Source organism: Bacillus sp. CGMCC 1.16607 (assembly GCF_042683745.1).
Taxonomy (GTDB): domain Bacteria; phylum Bacillota; class Bacilli; order Bacillales; family Cytobacillaceae; genus Pseudoneobacillus.
The window spans coordinates 1-13,679 of sequence record NZ_JBHUJX010000021.1 but is presented as its reverse complement, the minus strand read 5'-3'; the positions used below and the strand labels follow the sequence as shown (position 1 = coordinate 13,679).

Genomic DNA, 13,679 nt, shown 5'->3' with positions numbered 1-13,679 from the left:
TTGGCACAAGTTCAATATATTGGTACTGGTCGTCGTAAGAGCTCTGTTGCACGTGTACGTTTAGTTCCAGGTAACGGAAGCATCATCATCAACGATCGTGAAATCACAAACTATATTCCATTCGAAGCATTACGTGAAGTGGTTAAACAACCATTAAACGCTACTGAAACTTTAGGAGCATATGATGTGCTTGTAAATGTTCATGGTGGAGGTTACACTGGTCAAGCTGGCGCAATCCGTCACGGTATCGCTCGTGCGTTACTTCAAGTTGACCCAGAATTCCGTCCAACATTAAAGCGTGCAGGTTTATTAACTCGTGATGCACGTATGAAAGAACGTAAAAAATACGGACTTAAAGGTGCTCGTCGTGCGCCTCAGTTCTCAAAACGTTAATTTTTGGCGTTTTCAAAGGCTCTCAACTAATCTGGTTGGGAGTCTTTTTTTTTTCTCTTTTAACGACTCATCATTCTATGATGAAATTAGGCTCTTACATCAGTAACAATGACCTAAAAAAATCATAATTTGATGAAGAGAGAACACTTAGGATTTGATGGTTTATTAACATAAAACTCAAATCACTTTCGTTTAACTCTCTGTCAGGTGTTTAACCTGATTATTAAATATAAAGGGGAGGAAAAAATGCAATATTTTCAGAATGATTTACAAGCGTTAGGAATGGATAGTTACCAAGTTGGAGAGTTAACTCCAATGGGTCTTCAGAGCCAAGATCCGAGTTCGTTTCGCCGTTGTGGTGGTTTTGGTCGATGCGGAGGATTCGGTCGTTGTGGAGGATTTGGACGTTGTGGAGGATTTGGTCGCTGTTTCGGACTTGGTTTAGGTTTAGGTTTAGCTGGTTTAGCTTTAAGCTGTTTTGGCTGTTATAGCTGCTATAGCTGCTATAGCTGTTCAAGTTGTTGGGGTTGGGGCTGGTAATTCCCAATAGAAAAAAATGATTAATTCATAAAATAAAAGTGCCCTGCGTGATTTTTATGCCAGGGCACTTCTTTTCTAGCTGTTTGGGAAACTAAATCGACCAGTCTTCTTTATCGGGGCTTATACGCGCGCTTATGCTTTTGTTTTTATCATAATGGACAAAAAATAGTACATAAACTGATAGTGCGACAATTAGAAACGATTAGAAATAAGGAGGAGTAGAATGACAAAACTTAACTCGTCCACACGTTTAAAGGTGAAAAGAGATACCCTTTTTCTCCCGGACCCAAGGGGTGGTGTATATTTTCGAAATAACTTAAGTTCATTCCGAATGGAAGGCAATACGATCTATCAGTGGATTGAAAAATTGATGCCGATGTTTAATGGGGAGCAAACATTAGGAGATTTGACAAAGGGATTAACGGCGCCGTATCGTGACAGGGTATATGATATCGGAGAAACGTTGTACAAGAATGGCTTTGTTCGAGATATAAGCAAAGATACTCCACATCAATTAAATGGTGAAATTTTGAAAAAATATGCTTCACAAATTGAATTTATCGAAAATTTCTCGGATTCAGGTGCTGCTTATCGTTTTCAAGAATACCGTCTGGCTAAAGTGTTAGCTATAGGATCCGGAACATTCTTGGTGTCATTGGTTGCTGCACTAATTGAATCGGGACTTCCAAAATTTAACTTTGTGGTAACGGATTCAGAACCTACAAATCGATTACGGATTCAAGAGCTTGTAAGCAATGCCAAGAAAACCGACTCCGATGTGGAAATAGAAGAAGTATCTTTTGACCGAGAAGAAGAGGATTTTTGGAATGAAGTAGTGCGAGCATATGATTGGATACTATACACTTCTCAGGATGGAAAGGTGAAAGAACTTAGAGAGCTAAATTTGGTTTGCAAAGAACAGCAAAAGGGTTTTATACCTGCGATATGTTTAGACCAAATTGGGATTGCCGGTCCATTGGTTCATCCTGATTCAGAGGGATGCTGGGAGTCCGCTTGGCGACGAATCCATCAATCTTCTTTGAATTTAGATCGGCAGCTACAATCTTTCTCTACCACAACCAAATCCATTCTTGCGAATGTTACAGTATTCGAATTATTTAAAAAGGTTGCAGGGATATCAAGCTCAAGTGAGAATAACCAATTTTACAGACTTGATCTTGAAACACTTGAAGGAGAATGGATATCGTTCATCCCACATCCGTTAGTAACATCTACTAGTATATTGCCCAGATTAGTTGAAGATATTGATCTAAGGGTTAAACAAGAATCAGAAAAAAAAGACCCCATGGTTTTCCTCTTGGAATATTTCAGTTTATTAACTTCAGAAGAGACAGGGATTTTCCATACATGGGAGGAAAGAAACTTGGAACAGCTTCCTCTCTCTCAGTGTTATGTTCAGGCAGTTAATCCACTATCAGATGGACCAGCAGATCTTCTGCCAGAGGTTATCTGTTCTGGTTTTACACATGAGGAGGCAAAAAAGGAAGCTGGGCTCACAGGTATTGAAATGTATGTTTCGCAAATGATTTATAGAGCTGTGAAAGATAAAGCTGATGTGAACTGGCCAGTAGGATTTATTGGAATTGGTGCTGGGGACACAATCGCAGAGGCTGTTTGTCGTGGACTGCAAATTTATTTAGAAGAAGAAAGGAGAAAAAGAAAACGAGATCAACAGAATACCATTTATAAATTACACTTAGGAACCATAGAAGATAAACGTTGTAGATATTATTTAAATACACTAACCACCTTGAACGGTGCACCGACAATTGGCTTGGAAGAGGAGGTACTGGGATTCCCGGTATTATGGGTAAGGTCGAATGGTCGTTGGTACAATGGGTTAGGTTTAAATACAACGTTGGCGTTAAGAAATGCATTACAACAAGCGTTATTGGACGCTCAAAACCAGAGTGATTTAACAGGTAGGAACGTTGAATCTGCTATTATTCTGAAAGAAAAGGGATTACAAATCGAAATCCCATCTTGTGAAGAAATAACACAAACGGAGCTATTACATTCTTCCATTCAGACCTTGTACCAAAACAACAAACAACTAGTAGTTTATGATCTTTCATTCGAACCTTTTTTAAAGCAGGAACTGGCAGGGGTATTCGGAGTGCAGGTAAGGGAGGGGGAATCCTGATGGTTGCCCATATTTTATTGGACGGACATGGGCTATTAGCGGATTTTGTCTATGATCAATTGTCAGGCAACTATCTAATAAAGCGTCAAAGCCTAGTAGAAGCGTCTCTCGAAGAAATAGATTTTGCACTGGTTCTGCACGATGCTTGGCACCCAGCGATTCTTCAAAGTGCGGAAGAAAGATTTAGAGCTGCAGGTATTCCATGGCTTAGAGGTTTTGTTTCTTTCGGGGAGGGAATCATCGGTCCATTCGTACGCCCTCATACACCGGGATGTTCTCGCTGTGCTGACTTACGGCGCATGATTGCTGAACCTGATCGCCAGCAGATGTGGGCGTTTCAGGTGAGAATGGCAGCTGATGAAAATGTACGGCAAGATGCATGGGCATCACGAATCGGACTATTGCAAATGGCAACATTAATAAGTAACGAAGTACAGAGGATCAGTAAAGAAGAACCCAGTAACTTAGAAGAAAAAGTGCTGATTACGAACCTGAGAACGTTAACAACATCGAGCCATCTTTTCTTGCCTGATCCATTATGCCCAATGTGTAGTTCATTACCAGATGATTTCTCGGAATTAGCTCAAATTAAGATCGAATCTAGTCCTAAAATTAATGGTAGCAGTTATCGAAGCCGTTCGATAGATGAATTAAAAACGGTACTAGTCAAAGATTATCTCGATTATCGTACCGGGATCATGAACGGAAAAATGCAGGATCACAACCTGCCATTTGCGGATGTTTTAGTGAATATGCCATTGTTTGAAGGCAATGAAGGAGTAGCTGGCCGATCCAATTCTTATGAAATGAGTGAGCTAACGGCCATTTTAGAGGGTTTAGAACGATATTGCGGAATCGGGCCAAGAGGGAAAAGGAAGGTAGTACGTGATCGTTATTTTAATGTAAAGGACACAGCACTAAATCCTGCAAGAGTAGGTTTACATGAAAAGGAACAATATGCAAAGCCTCATTTTCCGTTTAAACCATTTCATCCTGATAACCCAATGGATTGGGTTTGGGGATATTCGTTTTTACAAGAACGTCCCATACTGGTTCCGGAGTTACTTGCTTATTACAGTTTGGGCTATGAAGAGGGCTTTGTTTATGAAACCTCCAATGGATGTGCATTAGGAGGGAGTTTAGAGGAGGCCATTTTCCATGCCTTAATGGAGGTCGTCGAGCGAGATTCATTCTTATTAACTTGGTATGCTAAGCTTCCGCTTCCGCGTATTGACCTTCAATCTGCTAATGATAAAGAACTAGATATGATGGTAGAACGTATACGTGAGGTGACGGGTTATGACCTTTATTTCTACAATTCGACGATGGAGCATGAGATACCAAGCGTATGGGCAGTGGCAAAAAATCGAAGATCCAAGGGCTTAAACCTTATTTGTGCAGCTGGAGCTAGCCTAGATCCTGTAAGGGCTGTTAAAAGTACGATTTATGAGCTTGCAGGAATGATGTTTAGGCATGACGAAAAATTGGAGAAAAATCGACTAAAATATGAAGAGATGCTGCTAGATCCGTTCAAAGTTCGTACAATGGAGGATCATGGAATGCTGTATGGTTTGCCTGATGCAGAAGAACGACTGAATTTTTTATTGGGCGACCATCGTCCATTACGTACGTTTGCTGAGGAATTTAAGCCGACGCAGGCAAATACTGATTTGAAGGATGATCTTCTTGATATTCTTCAAAGGTTTCGCCGGTTAAACCTTGAAGTCATTGTGGTGGACCAAACAACGCCAATAACCAAGCGAAATGGATTATTTTGTGTGAAGGTATTAATTCCAGGAATGTTACCGATGACATTTGGACATCATCTTACCCGAGTGAAGGGATTAGAGAGGGTACTTATGGTACCGATGCAGCTAGGCTTTAGGAAGACACCGTTAACGTTTGAACAACTTAATCCATATCCCCATCCGTTTCCATAATGGATGAGTAGGAGGCCTAAGATGGAGCTGGAAACATTTCTACATCAACTACATTTTGATACGGATAAGATCTTTCCACCAAATTGGCAGGTGGATTGGGAAGACGCGCCACTTCCCTATAAACTATACCGCGGCTTACCTGAAATTTCCCTTACCGCAGATGTACCGTTAACACTCAATAGAAGAGAAGCTCATCAAAACCCAAGCATTGTAGATCTTGGGCATTTCTTATGGTTTGTATACGGACTTACACAATACTCTCAAGTTTTATCAAGCGAGGGAGCCATGGAGAAAGCGAAGAGCTTTGTCCAATCCAAACGGAGATTTGTTCCCTCAGGAGGAGCGTTGTATCCCAATGAATTATATGTGTATTTAAAACTCGATGATGTTCCAAAAGGGATTTATCATTACGATGTGGCACATCATCGCCTTGTTTTGGTGCGCGAAGGAAATTACGATTCCTACTTATCCAGAAGTCTTAAAAATGATCTTCCTATTACAGACTGTTTTGGCACTGTTTTTATCTCGACGATGTTTTGGAAAAATTTTTATAAATATAATAATTTCTCTTACAGGCTTCAAGGATTAGATGCAGGAGTGTTAATTGGGCAATTGTTAGAGGTGGCAAATCGAATGGGGTTCTATCCGCGAGTATGCTACCAATTCCTTGATCAGTCTATTAATCATTTGCTTGGTTTATCTGAACAGGAAGAAAGTGTATACGCGGTTATCCCATTATCTATTGATCAATCAATTCATTGTACCACTCGTGATCATAATAGAGAAGAAATGGTTTCGGCCACTGAATTGTGTCGGGAATTACCTTTACTAAAGCATACTACCTATAAACGTTCCAAGAGAGTCATTGATTATCCTACTTTAAGAAAACTTAATGAAGTATCCATGTTTGAAACAACGAAGTCATTTGTGGAGGTAAAGAAAAATAATAGTAAGAAACTTTCTTCAAGTATGGAGATGATATTGCTGCCTTATACGAATAGATTTACGTACGATTTCGTATCCGTTTGTAGAGAGCGGCATTCTCCTGATATTGATTTTATCATAGGAAAAGTGAGTCAAACGCAACTTTCAACTTTACTAAAAGAAACTTTATCCTTCGCGTATCAAAATGACTTGGATGACAAACAGGGGGATATTGAGGATCGGGTTTCGTTGTATGGGAGTTTTTATAACGTGGAGGGAGTTCCAGATGGAGCCTACTCTTATGACCAAGGAAATCATGCACTTATAAGAATAACACCGGGAGATTACCGGCAGTTTTTACATTTTGGATTAACATTGCCAAATGTAAATTTGAATCAAGTTCCGCTCTGTATGCATGTCGTTGGAAATAGGGATCACCTAGTAGAGAAATTGGGGTACAGAGGATATCGAATTCAACAAATGGAAGCGGGTATTCTCGTACAACGAATGTTATTGGTGTCTTGTGCTTTAGGAATGGGCGGGCATCCACTGCTTGGATTCGATGCGAACCAATGTGATGAACTCTATAAGATCCATTCGAAAGGAAAAACCAGCTTGATCCAAATTCCGGTAGGTCCATACCGTCCCCGTGCCTGGTTAAAAGGGAGTTTACTTAGCTAGAGAGACAAGTAAAGCTTTGTTTATGAAAAGATGTTCCTCGTAATTCTCTGTTAGTTATCAACGCTTCAAGGCTCTCAACTAATATGAATTTGGGGGTCTTTTTTTATTTAGAAAGGAAAAAGGAACTTCCAATAGAGGGAGTTCCAAACAATAACTAAATTTTTTCCGCAACGATCGTAAAGGTTTTTGGAAGCCCAATATCATCAATTTTCGTATTAGGCTCTTCTTCCAATACACGTATGAAAAGACCTGATTGAGCGATGGCAGTTACGATTTCCCCAAGGGTCCATCGACGAAGGTGCACTTTATCTAATGTTTGCTGTTTATCGAAATCAAGATGCTTACTAAAGGCAACGTTTTGAACTTCGATGGATTTGTCGAAGTAATTTCCAGTTACCTTATGTTTCTTTCCTTTAGATGTAATTAACTTAGTGGAGATGGGATGAAAGTCTTGAATAATCACTCTTCCACCAACCTGCAAAAGATTTGAAATCACCTTTGCAAGAGGTTCTAAATCAATAAAGTAATGTAAGACACCTAATTCCATTAAGACGATATCATATTTTTCGGCAAAAATTTCAGAGGGCATATGGAGTACATCAGATACAATATAATTCAATTCGACCTCTGCTGCTTGTGCAACCTCTAATGCATAACGTTCATTTTCCTTTGAAATGTCGACAACGGTTGCCCTAGCCCCCAATAAAGCCATACTAATGGCTTTCGCTCCATGTGACCCAAGTAAATTGATGACACTCTTTCCTTGCAAATTTTCTAGATGTTTATAGATGGATCTTATACGTAATTTTGGATCTCTTTTTAATTTATCAGCTGCCTTATCCGGAGTACCGTATTTATTCAAACATGCCGTATAGGCTTCATTGTTCCATGCTCGCTTATTCAGCTGACTATTCTTTTGCTGGATCGACTGTAAATGATTTTTTATCGCTTGAAAATGAACATCATTAGCTGGCAAGTTTTTTAAAAAATAATCGAATGATTTGACCCAAATTATTAGCCCGTGATAATTGACGTTCATTCGGTCTGGATCTGTTTCAATCACGGTGTTGTAATAACATAGAATGTTTATATTTAATTCATTAATTGTAAAATCGAAACAATCATATTCTGGGCTTTTAGTTATTTCACTTACCCCGTAAGGTACAAAAATTTGATATGCCTTTTGGAACAAATCCCATTGAACAGAAATGGTAATGGAATGAGGGTAAGGAACATCCTCGACACCATGTAGGATTAGTGCTGATGTATCAATAAGACAGTAAGTAATCTGTTCATTATTAAGTAATTCAGTGGCGGTTAATAGGGCATTTAGATACGTATCTTTCATTTTGAAAATTCCTCCTATAGTATTTTATAACATTTATCCTTTATTAAAGCGAACCGAACTTAGTTAGAAAATATTCGTACCAACTTCATGTAGAATTGGAAAACAAAATGATGGATAGTCATCGCCCGTGGATAAAGACTATTTTTAAGAGGTGATGAGATGAATGTAATTACAACTCTTAAAGATAAAAGAAGAGATAAGCAGATTAAATATGAACGTACGGTATTACGTGATTTATCTATAAATATGTTAAAGGGACGCGTTCAAAAATTTTTCGGTTCAACAAGATTTACCCAAAATTTATTGCTCCAGTCGGGAATAGAAGAAGCTTGCTATGACGTGGCGATCGAGGCGTATTTATTAGGAGCGAAGTTCAGCCGATTTGGCCATTATGGTGAAGCAATGGAATCGATAAGGCAGCGTTGTGCAACGGAAGAAAAGCATTTTATCGATACACTTTATAACTTTCTCACCTATTTAGGATCTTTTGATGAAGGTGTGTATAGTGAATCCCTTTACTATTTATGTGAGCAATATGTAGGAGAGTGGTGGCTAGAAGGCTTTAAAAAGGGAGAAAGAAGATATAAGCTACGCTTACATTAGTTTCCTAAATGCGATAACTCAACACTTTGCCGATTGCTTTTTCAAGTTCTAAAAACCATTCCTGTCCCATATAGTGAAATGAATAGGGACGAGCAGGAGGGAATGGTTTTTCATGAAACGAAAATTGAATATAGGTATATTTGCTGTTGGACTCATCTTATTACTAATAATCCTTCAATTCGACTTTATGGACGATGATTCTTGGAATTCCTGGAACCTCCCTTTATCAGGGAAAATCATCTTAGTTGATCCTGGACATGGGGCTCCTGATCCAGGGGCAGGTCCAAAGGATGCATATGAGAAGGATATTGCCCTAAGTGTATCATTAAAATTGAAAGACTATTTGCAGGAGCAAGGGGCATTAGTGATGATGACAAGGGAAACGGATACGGATTTAGCGGATCCAGGATTAAAAGGGTACAGTAAAAGAAAAGTGCAAGATTTGAAGAGGCGATTGGAAATGATTAATGATTCGCAAATCGATTTCTTTTTAAGTATCCACTTAAATGCTATTCCTGAACCGCAATGGAGAGGAGCGCAAATATTTTATGCTCCGCAATATATCGAAAATAAACGCGCTGCGAAGTTTATTCAGGACGAATTTCGCCGTAACTTAGAAAATACAGACCGAAAAGCAAAACCAAGCAATAGTATATATTTATTAAGAAATGCGGATAAACCTGGCGTTCTAGTGGAGATTGGGTTCCTTTCAAACCCTGAGGAAAAAGAAAACCTAAAAAGTGACAAATATCAAGACCAGGTAGCAGCATCCATTTATAATGGAATATTGAGGTATTTTTCTAATGAAAATAAACGAGACTAAAGAGGGCTGAAAAACGTCCCTCTTTTTATTATAAATATGGTTATTTACGTTAAACAAAATGTTAATAAGGTAAAAACGGTATCAGTGTGATTCAGTTAACAGTGTTGAAAAGAAAATATGCTATACTGTAAATTGGAAACTTTATATAAAAGGTGGGGTTTGGAATGTTAACAGAAGCAAAAGTATTAGAAGTGTTAAATGGATTAAAGGAGCCCTTTTTACATAAATCATTAGGTGAAGTAAATGCAGTTGAAGAAATAAAAATTAAAGAAGAAAAAAATCATGTTAGCGTAAAAATTGCCATTGCCAAAACTGGTACGGCAGAACAGCTACAACTTCAATCTCAAATTGTCCAAGCTTTAAAAGAAGCGGGTGCTGAATCCGTTGGTTTGAGATTTAGCCAGCTGCCAGATGAAGAATTAGTTAAGCATCAAGTCTCAAAACAAGAAGAAGATAAGGGATTATTAGGGGTAGGAAATAAAACAACCTTTATCGCTATTGCTAGTGGTAAAGGTGGCGTAGGAAAATCAACAGTATCTGTCAATTTAGCTGTATCTTTAGCTCGATTAGGAAAAAAGGTTGGCCTAGTGGATGCGGACATTTATGGATTTAGCGTGCCAGATATGATGGGGATTACGAAGAGACCAGCTGTGAAAAATGAAAAAATACTGCCGGTAGAACGTTTTGGTGTGAAAGTAATCTCTATGGGCTTCTTTGTAGAAGATAATGCACCAATTATTTGGCGCGGTCCAATGCTTGGAAAAATGCTCAATAGCTTTTTTAATGAAGTAGAGTGGGGCGAGTTAGATTATTTATTACTTGATTTACCGCCTGGAACAGGGGATGTCGCCCTTGATGTTCATACGATGCTACCTACCTGTAAAGAAATTATTGTTACGACTCCACATGCAACAGCTGCATTCGTTGCTGCTCGCGCAGGGGCGATGGCTCTACGAACAGAACATGAAATTCTTGGTGTAGTCGAGAACATGTCTTATTTTGAAAGTAAAGTAACAGGGGAGAAGGAATATGTGTTCGGACAAGGTGGAGGAGACAAGCTGGCCGAAGAACTGCGAACAGAGCTATTAGGACAACTTCCTCTTGCACAACCAGATTTGGATGAGAAGGACTTTGCCCCTTCTGTTTATCAAGAAGATCATAAGCTAGGTAAAATTTATCTGGGAATTGCTGAAAAAGTCGTTCAGGCACTAAGTAAATAAAGGAAAAGAGGCTGAGTAAAATCAGCCTCTTCTTCTTATCTAACTTCTGCGCCTGAGCATTTAATATTAACCTCCACTACTGTCTCCTTCACTTCCAGACCCCTCACCAGAGTCACTACCGCTGCCTTTATCCTCGCCTTCTCCACTTTTCGCTTCAGAACCTTTTAATTCTTCCGCTGCTTTTATAAGAATTTCTTGCATTTTCACTTTGAATAAAGGACTATTGAATGTCTCTGTGATCACCTTTTGTAGATGTTCGCGATATTCTTTGCTTTTTAATACGGTTGTTAAATCTTTAGTAAGTTCAGGGTCCTTCATGATTTCCATCATCATGCCCCTATATTCTGGATCTTTCATTAAATCCTTAAGAAGTTTTTCATTTTCCTTTTTCATACTCTTCGCAACACTTTCAGCAAACTTCGGATCTTCAAATGATTTTTTCCAGAAGTCTTCCCCTTTTTCTGAGGTCAACGTTTTTTCTATTGTTTCTGTTACTACCTTTTGATCCATTACGAGCTTTTCCTGCATCTTATCGTCCGCCATAACATCCTGAATAGCCTTTTTCCCATCATCTGTCTTCAGGATATCAACAACCATTTTCTTTGTTTGCTCATAATCCAATTCACCACCACTGGATTCATTTCCAGAACAGCCAGCAATGGTGAAAATCATAAAAATTAGGAGGAGCAATCTTTTTTCATTAAACATCTGCAAGCTCCTTTCACAAAATTATCCTTAATCTTAGGATGGGAAAATGTCGGGAAATTATTCGACCTAGATTTTTCTAAACTTGATTGTTACAATTAGAAAGGTATGGAATTTTTATTTTGGAGGAAAAACGCGTGACAAGCCGAAATTTGGTAAGATTATTTATGTCCACATTATTAATAGGTGGAATAACGACAGGAATAGTAGGGTTTTTCGTACGATGGGAAGAGTTTGAACCTATTATTACAAGTTTCCATATGGGTGAAATTCTATCTATACTATTTTGGTTGGTGGGAGTAGGTCTTATTTTTAGTGTTCTAAGCCAAATGGGCTTTTTTGCTTATTTAACCGTGCATCGGTTTGGATTAGGAATTTTTAAATCGATTAAATTATGGAATGCTGTACAAGTTATACTAATAGCTTTTGTTTTATTTGATTTAGTCTACTTAAGATTTTCTTCTTTTGCAAAAGCGGGAGAAAGTATCTTGCCGTATGTAGGCTTAGCAGTTTTTATTTTTATCTTTGGATTAGTTATAGCCTACATAAAAGCGAAACAAACGAATAAAGAAGCCTTTGTACCAGCATTATTTTTTATGGTCGTTGTTACGATTATAGAATGGGTACCAGTTTTACGTGTAAATGAAAAAAGCTGGTTACCGTTAATGCTTATCCCGTTGCTAGTTTGTAATGCTTATCAATTGTTAATTCTTCATAAGTTAAATGAAAAATCTATGATTCAAAGGCAACAAAAAGTAAAGCCATCCAAATAAGGATGGCTTTACTTTTTTTACAAGGTAAGAAACATTTTCGGACTTCGGAAATTGTCCAGTTCCAGCGCCTAGCCTCTCGGGGTCAAATGTTCGCCACCCAAAAAGTCAAAAAACGACTTTCCGGGTGGCGAAGCATTTGCTTGTCGGGGCTTACAAGTGCGCTTCCGCTTTTCTTATTTTATTTCATTTGATTTTGCATTGCCGTTTGCAATCATTGCAGACACGGTCACTAATTTTAATCTCTTGTTATTTAAATCATTCAGAATAGTTGGCAAGGCTTTTGCTGTTTGCTTTGCAGAATCAGAAGCATGTAAAAGGATAATGTCTCCCTTCTTAGTCATACTTACATTTTCAACAATTGCGCCAACTCCTGGATTTGTCCAATCTTTTGAATCGATGCTCCAATGAACGACAGAGTATCCAAAACGTTCAGCGATATCCAACGTTCTTTTATCAAAATGACCAGTTGGAGCTCTTAAAAGCTTTATGTCCTTAATATTTAATTTATTAAAGGCCACTTGTGCTTTTGAAATGTCTTTCCTTATCTCATTATCCTCTAAATCTGAGTAGTCAACATAGGCATAACCAAGAATTCCAATTTCGAATCCAGACTTTACAATTCTTGCGACAAGATCCGGGTGTCTTTCAGCCCATGCTCCAGAAAGAAAAAATGTAGCGGATTTGATTCCCTTTTTTTCTAAAATATCAAGAATAGGAGCAGCTTTTTCATCCCCCCAACCGATATTGAATGTAAGAGCTACATCCTTTTCTCCTTTGTAAACTGCCTTAGGTCCATCTTTTGTAGAGAATATAGGTGAATAAGCTAAATTCTCCATATAAAGAAAGAGGGCAGTAAAAAAAGCGAGAATAACAATAAGGGAAACTTGCTTTAGCGATTTACCATTCATAACAAAGAAAATATTCATTAATTTAACCACCTCGTCCAAAACACTTCTTGTCTCCATTTTTATGCAGAATTTCATTAGTTATGAATAATTAATTATAAAAATAAACGAAATGGAAAAGACTACAGAAACAAGGAAAAAATAGGAGGTTTGCAAATGCTAGGTATGTTAGTAAATGAAAAAGAGGTAAAAGAAATTCAATATCTAATAAAAAGAGAAATGGATGAGATTCTATTTGACTTAAAAGATGAACGGATCGATCATATTGTGAAAAGAGCTATGGAAGAACGATATAAAATTTTATTTACCTTATTTAAGAGGATTGCTTCACCTAATGAGTGTTTAAAATACATAAGAAAACAGGGAAAGAAAATCAATAAAGGCGGTTGAGAAAAAAATATTAAAATATAGTTGACTTAAATCTAGTTATTCTGGTATATTAATAAACGTCGCCGCAAGACATATCAAAATAACTGATAAAAAAGCGGTTGACAGTAACATTGAGACATGTTACTATAACGAAGTCGCTTTAAGGCGATAATAAAAAATTGCTCTTTGAAAACTAAACAACCAAACATTAACAAATAAAAAACTTCTATTATAGAAGTAAGCCAGAGTAAACTTTATGAGCTAATCAAACACTTTATTGGAGAGTTTGAT

Annotated in this window: 13 protein-coding genes; 10 read left to right on the top strand and 3 right to left on the bottom strand. The window is 37.9% G+C overall.

All coding sequences use genetic code 11. From position 1 onward, the window contains the following. From rpsI to ACFSO7_RS14625, 5 genes are all read left to right on the top strand, one after another. A complete protein-coding gene (gene rpsI / locus ACFSO7_RS14645) occupies positions 1-393 on the top strand; it encodes a 30S ribosomal protein S9 (RefSeq protein WP_377878081.1) in 393 nt (130 codons plus the stop codon). A 246-nt stretch (positions 394-639) separates the two neighbouring features. After that, a complete protein-coding gene (locus tag ACFSO7_RS14640; protein ID WP_377878080.1) occupies positions 640-933 on the top strand; it encodes a heterocycloanthracin/sonorensin family bacteriocin in 294 nt (97 codons plus the stop codon). 223 nt (positions 934-1,156) lie between these two features. Next, a complete protein-coding gene (locus ACFSO7_RS14635) occupies positions 1,157-3,097 on the top strand; it encodes a putative thiazole-containing bacteriocin maturation protein (RefSeq protein ID WP_377878079.1) in 1,941 nt (646 codons plus the stop codon). Beyond that, positions 3,097-5,037, top strand: coding sequence for a TOMM precursor leader peptide-binding protein (locus ACFSO7_RS14630; RefSeq protein ID WP_377878078.1), 1,941 nt, complete (start codon positions 3,097-3,099; stop codon positions 5,035-5,037). Before ACFSO7_RS14635 ends, ACFSO7_RS14630 begins: the two co-directional genes overlap by 1 nt. 21 nt (positions 5,038-5,058) lie before the next feature. After that, complete coding sequence (locus tag ACFSO7_RS14625; RefSeq protein ID WP_377878077.1) at positions 5,059-6,642, top strand: SagB family peptide dehydrogenase; 1,584 nt, start codon at positions 5,059-5,061, stop codon at positions 6,640-6,642. Positions 6,643-6,796: 154 nt separating this feature from the next. Here ACFSO7_RS14625 and ACFSO7_RS14620 read toward each other — a convergent pair whose 3' ends face one another. Next, positions 6,797-7,990, bottom strand: coding sequence for a class I SAM-dependent methyltransferase (locus tag ACFSO7_RS14620; protein WP_377878076.1), 1,194 nt, complete (start codon positions 7,988-7,990; stop codon positions 6,797-6,799). A gap of 159 nt (positions 7,991-8,149) precedes the next feature. On the opposite strand from ACFSO7_RS14620, the gene ACFSO7_RS14615 reads away from it, so the two are divergent. The 3 genes from ACFSO7_RS14615 (at position 8,150) to ACFSO7_RS14605 (ending at position 10,636) form a co-directional block, all read left to right on the top strand. Then, positions 8,150-8,593, top strand: coding sequence for a YbaK family protein (locus ACFSO7_RS14615; protein WP_377878075.1), 444 nt, complete (start codon positions 8,150-8,152; stop codon positions 8,591-8,593). A gap of 112 nt (positions 8,594-8,705) precedes the next feature. Then, positions 8,706-9,416, top strand: coding sequence for an N-acetylmuramoyl-L-alanine amidase CwlD (gene cwlD, locus ACFSO7_RS14610; protein ID WP_377878074.1), 711 nt, complete (start codon positions 8,706-8,708; stop codon positions 9,414-9,416). Positions 9,417-9,580: 164 nt separating this feature from the next. After that, positions 9,581-10,636, top strand: coding sequence for an Mrp/NBP35 family ATP-binding protein (locus ACFSO7_RS14605; RefSeq protein ID WP_377878073.1), 1,056 nt, complete (start codon positions 9,581-9,583; stop codon positions 10,634-10,636). Between the two features lie 66 nt (positions 10,637-10,702). On the opposite strand, the gene gerD is transcribed toward ACFSO7_RS14605, so the two are convergent. Further along, the gene (gene gerD / locus ACFSO7_RS14600; RefSeq protein WP_377878072.1) at positions 10,703-11,344 is read right to left on the bottom strand and encodes a spore germination lipoprotein GerD; all 642 of its coding nucleotides are present in this window, start codon (positions 11,342-11,344) and stop codon (positions 10,703-10,705) included. Positions 11,345-11,478: 134 nt separating this feature from the next. Between gerD and ACFSO7_RS14595 the strand changes: the two genes are divergently transcribed. Beyond that, positions 11,479-12,114: a KinB-signaling pathway activation protein gene (locus tag ACFSO7_RS14595; RefSeq protein ID WP_377878071.1), complete on the top strand. Its 636-nt coding sequence runs from the start codon at positions 11,479-11,481 to the stop codon at positions 12,112-12,114. 173 nt (positions 12,115-12,287) lie between these two features. On the opposite strand, the gene pdaB is transcribed toward ACFSO7_RS14595, so the two are convergent. After that, positions 12,288-13,040, bottom strand: coding sequence for a polysaccharide deacetylase family sporulation protein PdaB (pdaB, locus tag ACFSO7_RS14590; RefSeq protein WP_377878070.1), 753 nt, complete (start codon positions 13,038-13,040; stop codon positions 12,288-12,290). Between the two features lie 135 nt (positions 13,041-13,175). On the opposite strand from pdaB, the gene ACFSO7_RS14585 reads away from it, so the two are divergent. Then, the gene (locus ACFSO7_RS14585) at positions 13,176-13,409 is read left to right on the top strand and encodes a hypothetical protein (protein WP_377878069.1); all 234 of its coding nucleotides are present in this window, start codon (positions 13,176-13,178) and stop codon (positions 13,407-13,409) included. Positions 13,410-13,679: the final 270 nt, after the last annotated feature.